Genomic DNA, 15087 nt, shown 5'->3' on the forward strand with positions numbered 1-15087 from the left:
AGCGTTATCAACGAAGGGAACAATCGATGTTGAAGAAAAGCCTTGCCGCATTGGCGATATCTGCAGCCCTGTGGGGTGGCAGCGCACATGCCGAAACCATTTCCGTATTTTGCGCGCCGACGGAATTCGAGCTCTGCACGAACGTTGCCAATGCCTGGAAGGAAAAGACGGGCAATGAGGCCAAGATCAACAAAATGCCGGCGCTTCTGGACGACGCGATCCCGATCTATCAGCAGCTGCTCGCCGCCAAATCCAAGGATATCGACGTCCTCTTCCTCGATGTGATCTGGCTCGGCATGTTCAAGAGCAACCTGCTCGACCTCAAGACAATGATCCCGCAGGCAGACCAGGACAAGCATTTCGCCTCGACACTCAATGCGGCCAAGCTCGACGGCAATCTTATTGCCATGCCTGCCTATATGGATGTCGGGCTCATGTTCTACCGCAAAGACCTGCTCGAAAAATACGGCAAGGCGGCGCCGAAGACCTGGGACGAGCTGGCTGCCACCGCCAAGGAAATTCAGGACAAGGAGAGGGCTGCAGGCTCGGCCGACATGTGGGGTTATGCCTGGCAGGCCAAAAGCTATGAAGGCCTGACCTGCGACGCGATCGAGCTTGTTGCTTCCAACGGCGGCGGTACCATCATTTCTGACGATGGAAAGGTGACCATCGACAATCCGCAGGCTGCCGCGGCGCTCGAAAAAGCGAAGGGCTGGATCGGCTCGATCAGCCCCGAGGGCGTCCTCAACTATGATGAGGAGCAGTCGCGCGCCGTCTTCGAATCCGGCAACGCAGTCTTCCACCGCAATTGGCCCTATGTCTGGGGCACCTCGCATGAAAAGGGGAGCAATGTCGTCGACAAGGTCGGCGTGATGCCTTTGCCGGTCGGCAAGGAAGGCGAAAAGTCGAGCGGATGCCTTGGCCCAATGTATTACGGTGTCAACAAATACAGCGCCAAGCCCGAGGTCGCGGCCGACTTCGTGAACTTCATCACCGGCCCTGATATGCAGAAGATGCGTGCCCTGAAGGCGGCTCTCAACCCGTCGATCCAGGCGCTCTACAGCGATCCGGAAGTTCTTGAGAAGATACCCTTCCTCAAGGATAACCAGCAGGCCTTCGCCGATAGCGCCGTGCGCCCGTCCGGCTACACCGGCACCAGCTACAACCGCGTTTCGCAGGCTTTCTACCGTTCGGTCCACGACATGCTTTCTGGCGGTGCCGAGGTCAAGTCCAGCCTGACATCGCTGGCCGGGCGGCTTGAGAAACTGAAGGAAAGCCGCTGACGCTCTCCGGATGTCCGGCGGCGGGAACGACCCGCTGCCGGAATGCGTCACTGCCTCGCCACCAAACACGGTGGCGCGCCCTCTGCCGTCTCATACCCTCAGGTGAACAATGGCATCGGTTTCGCTCGAATCCGTTTCGAAGAATTTTGGTACGCATACTGTTATCCAGAATGTCGACCTGCAGATTATCGACGGCGAGTTTGTCGTTTTCGTCGGTCCCTCCGGTTGCGGCAAGTCAACGCTTTTGCGCATCGTCGCCGGCCTGATCTCTGCGTCGAACGGTGTGGTGAGGATCGGCGGCGACGACGTGACTGATGTGCCTGCCTCCCAGAGAGGCGTAGCCTTCGTCTTCCAGTCTTACGCGCTCTATCCGCATATGAACGTTGCGCGCAATATCGGCTTCGCGCTTGAGACCCTCGGCATGAACAGGGCCGCTATCAGCGAGAAAGTGCGGTCGGTCGCACGGATGCTGAAGGTCGATCATCTGCTCGAACGCCGGCCGCGTGAGTTGTCCGGCGGACAGCGCCAGCGCGTGGCGATCGGCCGGGCCCTGGTACGCCAGCCCGAAATCTTCCTCTTCGATGAGCCGCTGTCCAATCTCGATTCGGATCTGCGAATGGAGATGCGCATGGAGATCGCCAAGCTCCACGACGATCTGCAGACGACGATGATCTATGTCACCCATGACCAATCGGAAGCGATGACGCTTGCCGACCGGATCGTCGTTCTCAATCACGGACGCATCGAGCAGGTCGGCACACCGAAGGAACTCTACCACAGCCCCGACAACCGCTTTGTTGCAGGCTTCATCGGCAGCCCCCGCATGAACTTCCTGTCGGTACAGGCAACATCAACCAAAGTGACTGGACCGGGCGGTCTCGTCATCGACGCAGGTACCGAGGGCCAAACCATCACCGAAATCGGCATACGGTCGGAAGCGATCCAGCTGGTGAAGGCTGGGGATGGGCGAATGACCTGCGTGCTCGAACGTATTGAGGATCTTGGCCACGAGCATTTCGCCTATTGCCGCATCAACGGCGACGTCATCTGGGTTGTCCGCGTCAATGTCGAGCCGCCAAAGGAACTGATCGGCAAGGAGGTCGGCCTGAATTTCCGGGATGCTGCGATCTTTGCCTTCGCCGCCGACGGAAAACGCCTCATTCTCAATCGCCAGGCAGGCGTGATCGAAGGAGCGCGGCAATGAGTGCCCGGCTCGCCCGCCGCGACCATCGTGCGGCCTGGCTGTTTCTGCTGCCGGTCATCATCGTCATGCTGGTCGTCGCCCTCTGGCCGCTCGGCCGCACCTTCTTCTTCGCCTTCACCGATGCCTATCTTGACGATCCCTCCGTCTATTCAATGACAGGGATCGACAACTTTCTTGAGGTCATCAACGACCGCAGCTGGTGGATTGCCGTCAAGAACACGCTGATCTTCACGGTCATCTCGGTGGCGATCGAGACAGTTCTCGGCCTGGCGATAGCGCTTCTCGTCAATGAAGCCATTCCGGGCCGCGGGCTGGTGCGCGCCGCGATCCTCGTGCCCTGGGCGATCCCGGTCGTCGTCTCGACGAAGATCTGGGAATGGATGCTGAACGACCAATTCGGCGTTATCAATAAAGTCTTCATCGGCCTCGGCCTCATCGATCACGGCATCCCCTGGACGGCGAGCGGATCGCTGCTGATGGGCGTCGTGATCTTCGTCGACGTGTGGATGACGACCCCGTTCATGGTTCTGCTCATCCTGGCAGGCCTGCAGCTGATATCATCGGAGATATTCGAGGCAGCGGAGGTCGACGGCATTCCCGCATGGAAGCGCTTCTGGTCGATCACCCTGCCGATGCTGCGCCCGGCGATCGGCGTAGCGGTCCTCTTCCGCGTCCTCGATGCGTTGAGGATGTTCGACCTTGCCTATGTGATGGCGGCGAGCAACGAGAGCGTCATGACCGTCTCCATCTACGCACGCGACCGGCTGATCAGCTTCCAGGAGCTCGGCATCGGCTCGGCGGCATCGACCTGGGTCTTCCTGCTCGTCGCGTTTGTCGCCATCATCATCATCGGGGTCCTTCGCCTCGACAGAGCCGCGGGGACCTGAGCGACATGGCCGATGCAATCATCCCGAAGACCGTCCGCAAGCCTGCCTCCTACTTCCGGATGCGGCGACGTGTCGTGCGAAGCCTGCAGATCCTGGCCCTTTTGCTCGTCCTGTTCTATACGCTGTTTCCCTATTATTGGGCCTTCGTTTCCTCGACGAAGCAAGGCTCGGCGCTCTATCAATCCGCGCTGATGCCGGCGTTCGACTTCACCTACTATCGCCAGCTGATCGACAATCCTGTTTTCATGGGCTCGCTGCTGAACTCGGCCTATGTCGCGGTCTCAACCACGTTCCTGTCGCTCGTCATCGGGCTTAGCGCCGCTTACGCATTGGGGCGCATCGACTTTCCGCAACGGCGCACAATCCTGATGATCGTGCTGATGATCTCGATCTTCCCGCAGGTCGTTGTCCTCTCCGGCATGTTCGAGCTGATCAACTGGATGGGCCTGTTCAACCGGCCAAGCGCGCTCGTCCTTACCTATCTCCTGTCGACCGTGCCGTTCACGACCTGGATCCTGACCACCTTCATCCGCGAATTTCCAAGGGAGCTGGAAGAGGCTGCGATCATCGACGGCTGCTCACATTTTAGAATTCTGACGAAGATCCTGCTGCCGCTCATGGGACCTTCGCTCGCGAGCACCGGCATTCTTGCCTTCATCCTGGCGTGGAATGAGTTTCTCTTCGCGCTGACCTTCACCCTGACGGACGAGAACCGGACCGTGCCGGTTGCGATCGGCCTGATCGCAGGTAACACCCGGTACGAATATCCGTTCGGCCAGATCATGGCCGCATCCGTTACCGTGACGCTGCCGCTGATCATCATCGTTTTGATCTTCCAGAGGCGTATCGTTGCTGGCCTGACAGCAGGTGCCATCAAAGGATGACAAAGGAATAAACCATGGACATGCTGGTAAAACTCTACGAACTGAAGGCCGATCCTGAACTCGATGCGCGCATCGCCGAACAGGGTATCACCATCCGGCGTGTTCTTGCGCCGGAGTTGAGCGCTCTGACGGCCTGGATCGAGCCGCGCTTCGGATCCGGCTGGGTCGCGGAAGCGACGGTCGCCACCATGCGCCAGCCCCCCACTTGCTTCATTGCAATCCGGAACGACGAACTCATCGGCTTTGCCTGCCACGACGCAACCGCCAAGGGCTTCTTCGGGCCGACCGGCGTCGATACGGCCGCCCGCGGCAACGGTGTCGGCCACGCTCTGCTGCTGACCACGCTTCTAGATATGTACGCGCAGGGCTATGCCTACGGGGTAATCGGGGGCGCCGGTCCGATGGAGTTCTACCGTCGAAACGTCGGGGCAATCCCGATCGAAGGCTCGGACCCGGGCATCTATCGCGGCATGCTGCCGCTTGCCCAACCGAGCGGCATTTCGAATTCGGACCACTAGGTCGTCCCCCGTGAAGAACGGGTAACGTATTGAATCAGCGTTTTTATCCAGAGTTCTGCAGTATTGAACGAAGCCGCTTTCGCGGCATTTGGAGCGCGGGATTTGCATGATGCGCGTTAGAACGAACGCTATTTGACGGAGAACCGTTCGCGGCAGGGCAACTCGTAAATGTCCTGCCGCGTTGGTCCGTGCCGGCAGGCAGCATCCATGTCGGTTTATCCGAAGGCTCATTCGTTCACCCAAATTTTCGCGTTCGCAGCCACAGAGACACGCGGGACGGCTGCTCACCGGTCGTGATCCAATCGCCAAACCAACTTCTCTCGCTCCAGGGTCAGGTCGCGAGGGCTGGGTTCAGGCAGCCGCATCGTGACATGTGGATTGGCAAGCTGCCGTACCTTTTGGGAGTTAGCTGAAACCGATGATCATATTTTGAGCAGCTCTTACTAAATTGACGAATTCCCTGTGCTTTTTTGAGCATTCGGGATGTCCACATCGTGGCCTTCCTCGCGATTTCAAACTGGCATGAAAGCTGCGTGTCAGCTTTGTATGCAAGATGGAAATACACAACAGCCGACGCAGATCAACATCGAGGCGTCCATTGTCTCCGGCATCTTGTCGGCGCGTATTCGTCCCGGCACACGGCTTGGTGAAAGCCAACTAGCCACACTATTCGATGTGTCTCGTACCCGCATCCGCGAAGCTATGATGAGGCTGGAAACACGCGGCATCGTTACGGTGTTTCCCCGGCGGGGTTGGTACGTCGTCGAACCCTCCGCCGAAGAGGCGATGAAGGTTTATTCGGCGCGGCGCGTTATCGAATTCGGTCTTTTACGCAATATGAGCCATCTGCCGGATGCCGGCCTCAAGATGTTATCCGATCACCTTGCCGAGGAGAGGCAAGCGATGGCCGAAGGCGATCGCCAGCGATTGACTGTGCTGATGGCCGACTTCCACATCCGCATTGCTGAAATCGCTGGCAATGAGATCATTGTAGAAACACTGCGTGACCTCACGGCACGCACAATCCTCATCTCGATGCTGTATCAGTCCGATTTTCACGCCAGCCAATCACACGACGGGCACTGCCGCATTTTCGCGGCCATGCAGGTGGGAGACTTCAGCGGTGCCGCCGAATATGCCGTCCAGCACCTCAACGAGGTGGAAACGGGTCTCGATCTGACACGTCGTCCCGATCCTTTGGCAGCCCTGCGCACGTCACTCTCACTTCCCCCATCGAACTGGAAAACCAAGAAGGAACAATAGCATGCTAACGAAACGTCTTTTTATTGTTACCGCAACATTGGCAGCCGGAATTTGCTTCGCCGCCCCGTCCTTTGCCGATGTTCTGAGCGACATCGCCGGTCGCGGGACGATCCGCGTTGCGGTCCCGCAGGATTTTCCGCCCTTCGGTAGCGTTGGCACGGATATGGCTCCGCAGGGATACGATATCGATGTCGCCAATCTGATCGGTGACAAGCTCGGTGTGAAAGTCGAGTTGGTGCCGGTCACCAGTGCCAACCGCGTTCCTTATCTGCAGACCAACAAGGTCGATCTGGTCATCTCGAGCCTTGGCAAGAACCCGGACCGTGAAAAGGTCATCGACTTCTCGACCGCCTATGCGCCTTTCTTCAACGGCGTCTTCGCTCCGGACTCGGTTGCCGTCGCCAAGGCGGAAGATTTGTCCGGCAAGACCATTGGAGTCACCCGTGGCGCCGTCGAGGACCTGGAATTGACTAAGGTAGCTCCGGCCGATGCGACCATCAAGCGCTACGAGGACAATAACGGAACGATCTCGGCCTTCCTCGCCGGTCAGGTAGAAGCCGTGGCGACGGGCAATGTCGTGGCCGCCGCCATTCTCGCCAAGAACCCGCCAAAGCGTCCAGAGCTGAAGTTCCTGATTAAGAACTCCCCCTGCTATATCGGCCTGAACAAGGAACAGCCAGCGTTGCTGGAAAAGGTCAACGCTATCATCGCTACTGCAAAGACCGATGGTTCGCTGAATGCCATCGCGCAGAAATGGCTGAAAACCGATCTTCCGAAAGATCTCTGACCAACCCGTCAATGCACGCGCCGGCCTCGTCTGATCCGGATCCGGCGCATGCTTTGTCCTCCCCGAAAGGAAATATCGGGTGAAATATACATTCGATTTTGGATGGCTTTTCGAATATTATCCGCAGATCATCAGGGGCATCGCCGTCACGCTGGAATTGATTGCGGTCGGCGGGGTTCTCGGTATCGCACTTGGCATATTCTGCGCTTGGGTGCGCGCGCTCGGCCCGAAATGGCTGCGGCCGCCTGTTGCCGCCTATGTGGAACTCATTCGTAATACGCCATTCCTCATACAATTGTTTTTTGTCTTTTTCGGCCTGCCGTCGCTCGGTCTGCAACTGTCGGAACTGAGCGCGGCCAACATCGCCATGGTCGTCAACCTCGGCGCCTATAGCTGCGAGATCATCCGCGCCGGTATTCAGGCGACGCCCAAAGGGCAATTCGAGGCGGGCGCCAGTCTGGCTATGAGCCGCTTCGAGACCTTCCGGCATGTAGTACTAGTGCCGTCGTTGCAGCGCATATGGCCAGCACTTTCCTCCCAAGTGGTGATCGTCATGCTCGGCTCGTCTGTGGTATCGCAGATTGCTGCTGAAGATTTGACATTTGCTGCCAACTTCATCCAGTCGCGCACGTTCCGCGCTTTCGAAGCCTATATGGTTTCTACCGCCATCTATCTTGTGCTCGCAATTTTTCTCCGGCAGGCACTCGGCGTTGTCGGCGGCTTCATCTTCCCGCGCAGGATTGCAACATGATCGAATTTACCACCTGGGATATCCTCAGAAATCTCCTGCTGGCGACTCGTTGGACCGTCCTGCTTTCCCTCGTCTCTTTCATCGGCGGTGGTATCGTCGGGCTGTTGCTGCTCTTCGCGCGAATTTCTCTGAAAAAGTGGCTCCGGACATTCGCGAAATACTATGTCGAACTGTTTCAGGGCACGCCGCTGTTGATGCAACTCTTCATCGCCTTCTTCGGACTTGGCCTGTTCGGTATCGATGTTCCAGCCTGGTTGGCGGCGGGCCTGACGCTGGTATTATGGACGGCGGCGTTCCTGACGGAGATCTGGCGCGGCTGTGTCGAGGCCGTTGCGAAAGGCCAGTGGGAGGCGTCCGCAAGTCTGGCGATGGGCCGCCTTCAGCAGATGCGTTACGTCATCCTGCCGCAAGCCATGCGAGTCGCCGTGCCGCCGACGGTCGGCTTCATCGTGCAGGTGATCAAGGGCACCGCGGTCACCTCCATCATCGGTTTCGTGGAACTGTCCAAGGCCGGAACGGTAGTCACCAACGCCACCTTCCAGCCCTTCGTGGTCTATGGCCTCGTCGCCCTCATCTATTTCGCCCTGTGCTGGCCTTTGTCGAAGAGCAGCCAGATTCTCGAAAGGAAGCTTAATGTCGCTCATCGAAATCACTGAAGTCCGCAAGAGCTACGGCGCGAACGAGGTTCTGAAAGGCATCAACCTCGATGTCGAACCCGGTGAAGTCATTGCGATCATCGGCAAGAGCGGTTCCGGAAAATCGACGCTGCTTCGCTGCATCAACGGGCTGGAGACCATTTCGGCCGGTTCGATTTCGGTCGCCGGGGCGCAATTACTGGAGGACGAGGTTCATCTCAAGGCTCTGCGCCTGAAGGTTGGCATGATCTTCCAGCAGTTCAATCTCTTTCCGCATCAGACCGTGGGCGGCAATGTCGTGCTGTCGCAGATGGTGGTGAAAAAGACGCCGAAGCGCGAGGCGGAAACCATCGCCCGCAAGATGCTGGAGCGTGTCGGTCTGGCGCACAAGTTCGACGCCTATCCGGACGAATTGTCGGGCGGTCAGCAACAGCGGGTGGCGGTCGCGCGGGCACTTGCCATGCAGCCAATTGCCCTGCTGTGCGATGAAATCACGTCGGCACTCGATCCCGAGTTGGTGGCTGAGGTCTTATCGGTGGTCCGCGAACTCGCTTCCGAAGGCATGACCCTTTTGATGGTGACTCACGAAATGAAATTCGCCCGCGACGTCTGCTCGCGTGTCGTATTCATGCACGAGGGAAGGGTGCATGAAATCGGCCCGCCGGAAGAGGTGTTCGCCAATCCCCAAACCCAAGAGCTAAGGCAATTCCTCGGAGTGCATTGAAAATTTCGACATGTTCTAAAACATGTGGAGGCAGAATTTGTGAATAGGCTTCCGTCGTCAGCTCCGATTTTTGGAGGATCAGGCCCTACCTATTGGCATTCTTCTTTTCAGCGCTCGAGCCTTCTCAAATCCTGGAGGCTGCGGTTGGACCAGTGAACTCGATTGACTGCCAAACGACATAAGCCCCATTCTGCGAACGAGCATGAAGTGCGCGAACGTTTCAGTGTGCGACGCCTGGTTCCTCGTGTGCCCTCACGATGGCGTCCGCTTCCTTGCCGTATAGCTCCTCGAAGTGATCGAAGGTCTTGGAAAAATAACCAATGCCCTGAGTCGCAGAGCGCAGCGCCCGCGCCAGATCGTCAAGTGCGCCGCCCGGAATAAGTGCCCGGAAGATGTCCCATCCCTTAGCGGTTTCATCCCGGTCGAAGCCGAGAACCTGACCCTTGAGAGTGGAGACGATCTGGACGAGGCTGCCGGAATAGGTCGACGGAATGTGAATTTCAATGCGGAACACTGGTTGCATCAAAACGGCCGACGCTTCCGAAAGCGCCTGTCGCACTCCCATTTTCGACGCAGTCCTGAAGGCGTGTTCCGAACTGTCGACGGCATGGTGCTGACCATCGAACAGCGTTACGCCGACATCGATGACCTGGAACCCGAGCGGCCCTTTCTCCATCGCTTCGCGCGCGCCTGCTTCGACGGCAGGAATGTAGTTGCGCGGAACGACGCCACCCTTGACGGTTTCGCTGAAGGTGAAGCCCCGGCCACGCTCGTTGGGGCGAATGCTCAGCTTCACATCCGCGAATTGCCCGGCACCGCCGGTCTGTTTGCGATGCCGGTAGTGAACCTCTGACGGCTTGGCGATTGTCTCGCGGTAGATCGGGCTGGGCGTTCGATCGGTTACGTCGATGTGGAAGACGTCGGACAGGGTTCGGCAGAGATCGCGCAGATGTACCGGCCCCTGGGCGCGGACGAGCTGGGCGCCAGTGCCTTCCTCCTGCAAAACGACAAGACCGCGATCCGTTTCGGAAAGTTTTGCCAGCGTTTCGGAGAGCTTGTTTTCATCGCGTTCGCTGCCCGGGACGAGGATCCTTTCAAGCATCGGCGTAGGTGGCTCGGTCCATTCGGGTGGGGCGACCGTCGCGTCTGATGTCAACAGCGACGGGACGGGCAAGTGGTCGGACTTAACCGTTGCGAAGACATCCCCCGGTGCGGGCACGATCGCCGAGCTGGACCGTCCGTTTGCGGGATCCTGCACGGCGCCGAGGCTGGAACCGCCCAGTAATGCGCCTTGCCGCAGTCCCTCACCAAACGCACGCACCAGCACCGTCTTGCCGATATTTTGACGATGATAGGCATGGAAGCTCACGGCGGTCAGCTTATTTTCATCGACATTGCCCGCACGAGCCAGGCGCTGTCGAAGAACCCCTACCGGCGGCGCCTCGTGGCGCAGTGCCTTCATCAGCCTCATCATGCCGTTGCCATGGCTTGCGGCACCGATCAGGACCGGGATAATCCTGTTTTCCCTGAGAACCCGCGATGAAATGGCATAGAGCGCTTCGCTGGGCGGCTCGCGATCTTCGACTAGTTCCTCGAGAAGCCAGTCATCGAATTCGGACAGGTGTTCCAGGAGCTCGCTGCGCGCTTCGTGCTCGCGCTCGGCGGCGCTTTCGGGAATTGCGATCAGCGCCGAAGTCTGGCCTTCCCGATAGCGCCACGCCCGTTCCGAAATCAAATCGCAACTGCCTATGATCTTGTCTCCCTCGCGGATCGGGATCTGGCGAAGCAAAAGCGTGTGGTTGGCGTAGTCTTGAAGCGCGGCGATCACGTCCCTCAACCGCCCTCTCGGTTCGTCCATCCGGTTGACGAAGAGGATGCACGGTGTCCCCGAGGCTTCGACTATCCGCAGATAGGGCGCGGCGAGCACAGCCTCTTCGGGTGCCGATGAAACGCACAGGATGCAGGCGTCGCTGGCAAGAAGCGCGTGCTGTGCATGCGCCAACGCTTCGTTGGGTCCTGGCGCATCCAGCGCACACCACGCCTCGTTTCCAAAGGTGAATTCTGTGATGTTCAATCCATAAGGGGACCTGGATTTTCTCGGCGCCCCCTCCAGGGAGCCGAGCTTTTCCACGACTGTTGATTTTCCGGTCTGCGAGGGTCCAAGCACGGTAAAGCAGCGCATCGGCATTCCTCCAACTGCCTAAACACAATTTTCAGCCATCATAGGATGCCCTGAACCGCTGCAAGGCGCCAGAGGTGTTCAGTTTCACAACGTTTTGACCTGGAGGCGTAGGAGCTGTTCTCGAATTGCCGGCGGGGCTGACCGCAGGGGACGCATCCAAAACGATCCATCCAGAGACTCTTTCGCCCACTGGATCGTGATCCGTCTTCGCTGTACAGCGAGGAAGGTATTTTGGTTGTCGAGCCCATCCCTTTTAGGTGCAATTTATGACAAGAAAAGTTTATCTGGCCGGTCCCGAGGTCTTCCTTCCCAACGCCCGTGAAATCCTCGACCGGAAAGCCGCTCTTGCCCGTGAGGCGGGACTTCTCCCGCTTTCGCCCGGCGATCTGGAAATCCCGCACACGAACTCGAAGCGCGAGCGCGCCGCGGCGATAAACGCGGTGGACGAGAAGATGATGATCCAAGCTGACGCGATCATCGCCAATCTGACGCCCTTTCGTGGCATTGCCGCGGATACAGGGACGGCCTTCGAACTCGGCTTTATGTGCGCAAGCGGTAAGCCTGTATTCGCCTACACGAATGTGGCCCGCGATCACAGCGGACGAGTGAGCGATCTTTATGGCGGGGCCGTCGCGTATGATGCTGAAGGTCGACTGCGAGACCCGAACGGAATTGCAGTCGAGGATTTCGGCCTGGCCGACAATCTCATGCTGCATGCCGGAATTGAGCGGCGCGGTGGCGTCCTCATCATCGGAGACGCGGCGCCGGATGCGCTCTATACGGACCTTGCCGCGTTCAAGACGTGTCTTGCCGTCGCCGTTGAGAAGCTGCGCTAGGGAGGTAGCGCGCCCCTCACCCTCCCGGCCGTGCAACCGGCAACATAGTTGACGCTATAGACCGAGGGCATGGTTGACAGTCTTCGCTGTGTGTTCCGCTTCATGTCGTCCTGGCCAGGGCGACATGAAGCGGCGGAATTTCTTGAAGTGTCGATCGATCAGCCCGAGATCGACGTCGGCGAAGCGGACGCTGAATTCGCCAGCTTCGGTTTCGGCCAGGCCGACCAGTTAGGTATTGAGTTACGCCATTGAAATTCTTGCGAGCGGATTCTTACGATTAGGTACCAAACGACAAGTGGAGAGGCACTTGTCTTCGGTGCGAAGCTTGTTTTGAAACGAGATGAACTCGACGACATCGAACGCGCGCTTACCGCCTCTAAGAACAATGAGGAGGAAGGTCAGCGGGGGTGGCGCCGTCATTTTAGCGATCGGCTTGCATAGCGGCCCGTAAGAAGGAAGTGGGCAACAGGGCAGCGCTCGCGGATGCGAATGGGCTACACGCGCCGACGACCTATCCCGCAGTTCGAATTCGTTGACGATATCGGCATCGATGCACTCGAGGGTGCTGCGCCTTGTCGGTGCCGCTTGCGAGCAAGCGCACGCAAGGGAAGCTTACCCGCGGCCGGCAGGTAGAGCCTGCGGAAGTGTGTTCTCTCTTCGGCGCCAGCCGCGCCCTTGACTCCGCGTGCTCTTCGCGGCCGCCGGGCTGAGTCTCGCGAAATGTGCGGGAAGGCAACCAGGTTCGAAAGGGCTGGCCGAAGGCTGGGAAAGGTAATGCAAAAAAAGAAATAGAGGAGCTACGCGGCAGGGTGCCATGCTCGGCGGTGCTGGAAAAGGCCGGCTGTTCGGTGGATTTGAAAGAGAGCACGCCGCGGGCGGTCAGGTATCGGCGCGACAGCGAGATCATCATCGTCATTCACGAAGGTCAAGGCTGGTTCGACCCACTCTCCGATGCAAAGGCGATGTCTTCTCGCTGGTCGAGCATCTCGACGGGGTCGGCTTTTTGAGGGCCTGCGATCGCGTGGCGGCGCTTGTCGGCTACATCCAGTGAGCCGTCTGGACACGCTCAGTTCAGGAGGACGAAGCGGATCCCGATATTGCCGAGCGGTGGCGGCGCCGGCGCAGACCCTGGCCGGTTCGCGGACATGGCGCTACCTTGTGCAGGAGCGCTGCCTGCCGGCCAGCGTTCTGCGCCTGGCGATTTCGGTAGGATCTCCTGTGCGAAGGTCCGTACGCCAGCATGTGGGCGGCCCATTCCGACGAGGCCGGCGCGGTCGTCGGCTGTGAGGAGCGCGGACCGGACTGGCGGGGCTTTTCAAGTGGCGGCACGAAAGTGCTGTTCCGTCTCGGGCCTGCAGCCGCTTCGCGTCTCTGCGTCACCGAAGCGGCGATCGACGGCCTGAGCCTGGCCGCGATCGAGGACGCCAGAGCCGACAGCCTTTATCTCAGCACGAGCGGGGGCTGGTCGCCATCAACCGTCGAGGCGATCCCCGTACTCGTCTTGAGACAGGGACACTCTCTCATCGCCGCCACCGATAATGACGAGCAGGGCGAGGTCTATGCGGCACGTCTTGAAACGATCGCGGCGGAAGCGGCCTGCGGCTTTGAACGCTTACGCCCTATGGCCCGCCGAGACCGACGGCGGCTACTCCTTCGTCTGGAACCGCCCGCGGAAGGCGGCCCGATCCGAGATCCGGAGGCCCCGCCGCAAGGCGGGGTCCCCATTCACGCAAAATTGCATGAAAGGATGTGATCAATGGCAAAAGTTTTGAACGCTCGCGTCGTCGGCCGGCAGTCTGGGCCGGATCGCCGCTATTTTGGACGGCCGGATATCTTCGGCAATTCCTTTATCATCGGACGTGACGGCACACGGGCGGAGGTCATCGCGAAATACGCCTAATGGGCTCCAAGACAGCCACATCTCATGGCAGCGTTGCCGAACTGGTCGGAAAAGACCTTATCTGCTGCTGCTCGCCAGGGACCCGCCATGGAGACGTCTTGCTCGACATGGTGCGGCAATACGTTTGCGACGAACCCAGCGACATGAAACCCGCACGGGATCGGGCCTGCCTCGAGCATTTTACGGATGTAGCGCTAGAGTTACAGCATTTGCGACTTTGCTGCAAATGCTGTATATCACGAAACAACCCTAATCCCAAGGAGATCGCCATGCCCCGTTCCGGTGGTTCCTATTCCACAAGTGACCTGTCCCGCAAGTCCGGCGACATCATTGCTGAGGCGCTTCGCCATCCAGTCACGATTACCCAGCGCAACAAGCCGCGCCTCGTGCTGCTCAATATCGAGGACTATGAACGGCTGATGAAACAGTCCGATCGTCGGGCGACGGGCACCATCGAGACTATGTCCGACGAGCTGTTCGCGGAGTTCCAGAACGCCGTCGAGACCTATGCCGGCGAAGATGAGACGTGATGAGCTACGACCTGATCCAGACCGCAAGCGTGATCCGTTATCCGTACCTGTGGGCGCGTGAGGCCGGACGCGGCGAGACGGAAGGGCGTAAGGAGCGGCCGGTCGCCGTCGGCGTACGTATGGCCCGGCCGGACGGCGATCTCGTTCTCTTCTTTCCGATCACCACCAAAGAACCGGAGGCGTCACGCTTCGCCATTGAGGTGCCGACGATCGAAAAGCGTCGCGCCGGCCTCGATGCCGATCGCCGACTTTGGATCATCTTCGACGAATTCAACATCGACGTCGTCGGAAACTCCTTCTATCTGGAACCGGCGCCGCCGATCGGAAGTTTCGGCAAGGCCTTCTTCCTGCCGCTGCTGCGCGAGTTCATCGCCCGCCGCAAGTCGGCGACGGAAGTCAGCCGACGTCGTTAGTGCGGTTCGCTATAACCCCGTCGCCGCTTGCGGCGCTCAAGCCGCCCGAAAGCAGTCTCGGCCGCATCCGGTTCGTCGAACGTCTCGACTTTCTCCTGCCTGTTGGTTCCGATCCGTCCCCAACTGCGCACAAGCGATGCGCCACCGAACAGCGTCGGCTGGATGGAAAGCCCGTAGAAACGCCGCATGTTCTGCGAGGTATCGATGCGACGGAGATGAACCGGAGCCGTTTTTATATGAGGTCGGCTCCGTCGCGATAGAACGCGTCCGGTTGGCATAATCAGTGCAGC

At 59.1% G+C, this 15087-nt stretch carries 17 protein-coding genes and 1 pseudogene; 16 read left to right on the plus strand and 2 right to left on the minus strand.

The window, feature by feature from the left end; genetic code table 11:
* The first annotated feature begins 26 nt into the window (after positions 1-26).
* The 10 genes from FHT87_RS05215 to FHT87_RS05260 all read left to right on the plus strand — a co-directional run bounded on the left by FHT87_RS05215 (position 27) and on the right by FHT87_RS05260 (position 8936).
* Positions 27-1283: an ABC transporter substrate-binding protein gene (locus tag FHT87_RS05215; protein ID WP_183726045.1), complete on the plus strand. Its 1257-nt coding sequence runs from the start codon at positions 27-29 to the stop codon at positions 1281-1283.
* Positions 1284-1392: 109 nt separating this feature from the next.
* On the plus strand, positions 1393-2487 hold the full coding sequence (locus FHT87_RS05220; RefSeq protein WP_183726047.1) for an ABC transporter ATP-binding protein: 1095 nt from the start codon (positions 1393-1395) through the stop codon (positions 2485-2487).
* Positions 2484-3374 carry a sugar ABC transporter permease gene (locus tag FHT87_RS05225; RefSeq protein ID WP_183726049.1) on the plus strand — a complete coding sequence of 297 codons (891 nt, stop codon included), beginning with the start codon at positions 2484-2486 and terminating at the stop codon, positions 3372-3374. The genes FHT87_RS05220 and FHT87_RS05225 overlap by 4 nt, the downstream gene beginning before the upstream one ends.
* Positions 3375-3433: 59 nt before the next feature.
* On the plus strand, positions 3434-4258 hold the full coding sequence (locus tag FHT87_RS05230) for a carbohydrate ABC transporter permease (RefSeq protein WP_246698073.1): 825 nt from the start codon (positions 3434-3436) through the stop codon (positions 4256-4258).
* A 14-nt stretch (positions 4259-4272) separates the two neighbouring features.
* Positions 4273-4776 carry a GNAT family N-acetyltransferase gene (locus FHT87_RS05235; protein ID WP_183800035.1) on the plus strand — a complete coding sequence of 168 codons (504 nt, stop codon included), beginning with the start codon at positions 4273-4275 and terminating at the stop codon, positions 4774-4776.
* Positions 4777-5322: 546 nt separating this feature from the next.
* Complete coding sequence (locus FHT87_RS05240; protein ID WP_183726055.1) at positions 5323-6039, plus strand: GntR family transcriptional regulator; 717 nt, start codon at positions 5323-5325, stop codon at positions 6037-6039.
* A 1-nt stretch (position 6040) separates the two neighbouring features.
* Positions 6041-6826 carry a transporter substrate-binding domain-containing protein gene (locus FHT87_RS05245; RefSeq protein WP_183726057.1) on the plus strand — a complete coding sequence of 262 codons (786 nt, stop codon included), beginning with the start codon at positions 6041-6043 and terminating at the stop codon, positions 6824-6826.
* Positions 6827-6905: 79 nt separating this feature from the next.
* Positions 6906-7577 (plus strand): amino acid ABC transporter permease, encoded by a 672-nt coding sequence (locus FHT87_RS05250; protein WP_183726059.1) that lies wholly within the window; start codon positions 6906-6908, stop codon positions 7575-7577.
* Positions 7574-8233 carry an amino acid ABC transporter permease gene (locus FHT87_RS05255; protein ID WP_183726060.1) on the plus strand — a complete coding sequence of 220 codons (660 nt, stop codon included), beginning with the start codon at positions 7574-7576 and terminating at the stop codon, positions 8231-8233. The genes FHT87_RS05250 and FHT87_RS05255 overlap by 4 nt, the downstream gene beginning before the upstream one ends.
* Complete coding sequence (locus FHT87_RS05260; protein WP_183726062.1) at positions 8211-8936, plus strand: amino acid ABC transporter ATP-binding protein; 726 nt, start codon at positions 8211-8213, stop codon at positions 8934-8936. Before FHT87_RS05255 ends, FHT87_RS05260 begins: the two co-directional genes overlap by 23 nt.
* Positions 8937-9156: 220 nt before the next feature.
* On the opposite strand, the gene FHT87_RS05265 is transcribed toward FHT87_RS05260, so the two are convergent.
* Entirely contained in the window at positions 9157-11118 is a 1962-nt protein-coding gene (locus tag FHT87_RS05265) for an elongation factor G (RefSeq protein WP_183727235.1), read from the minus strand.
* A 266-nt stretch (positions 11119-11384) separates the two neighbouring features.
* On the opposite strand from FHT87_RS05265, the gene FHT87_RS05270 reads away from it, so the two are divergent.
* The 6 genes and pseudogenes from FHT87_RS05270 (at position 11385) to FHT87_RS05295 (ending at position 14797) form a co-directional block, all read left to right on the plus strand.
* A complete protein-coding gene (locus FHT87_RS05270; protein ID WP_183726064.1) occupies positions 11385-11954 on the plus strand; it encodes a nucleoside 2-deoxyribosyltransferase in 570 nt (189 codons plus the stop codon).
* Positions 11955-12023: 69 nt separating this feature from the next.
* Complete coding sequence (locus FHT87_RS05275) at positions 12024-12206, plus strand: hypothetical protein (RefSeq protein WP_183726065.1); 183 nt, start codon at positions 12024-12026, stop codon at positions 12204-12206.
* A gap of 470 nt (positions 12207-12676) precedes the next feature.
* Positions 12677-13707: pseudogene (locus tag FHT87_RS05280) on the plus strand (DUF3991 and TOPRIM domain-containing protein).
* A 3-nt stretch (positions 13708-13710) separates the two neighbouring features.
* Positions 13711-13854 carry a DUF4326 domain-containing protein gene (locus tag FHT87_RS05285; protein ID WP_183726067.1) on the plus strand — a complete coding sequence of 48 codons (144 nt, stop codon included), beginning with the start codon at positions 13711-13713 and terminating at the stop codon, positions 13852-13854.
* 269 nt (positions 13855-14123) lie between these two features.
* Complete coding sequence (locus FHT87_RS05290; RefSeq protein WP_183800038.1) at positions 14124-14384, plus strand: type II toxin-antitoxin system prevent-host-death family antitoxin; 261 nt, start codon at positions 14124-14126, stop codon at positions 14382-14384.
* Positions 14384-14797 (plus strand): hypothetical protein, encoded by a 414-nt coding sequence (locus tag FHT87_RS05295; RefSeq protein ID WP_183800041.1) that lies wholly within the window; start codon positions 14384-14386, stop codon positions 14795-14797. The genes FHT87_RS05290 and FHT87_RS05295 overlap by 1 nt, the downstream gene beginning before the upstream one ends.
* On the opposite strand, the gene FHT87_RS05300 is transcribed toward FHT87_RS05295, so the two are convergent.
* Positions 14794-15075, minus strand: coding sequence for a WGR domain-containing protein (locus FHT87_RS05300; RefSeq protein ID WP_183800044.1), 282 nt, complete (start codon positions 15073-15075; stop codon positions 14794-14796). The two genes, FHT87_RS05295 and FHT87_RS05300, sit on opposite strands and share 4 nt — an antisense overlap.
* Positions 15076-15087: the final 12 nt, after the last annotated feature.

This window comes from Rhizobium sp. BK316, from assembly GCF_014193695.1.
GTDB lineage: Bacteria > Pseudomonadota > Alphaproteobacteria > Rhizobiales > Rhizobiaceae > Rhizobium.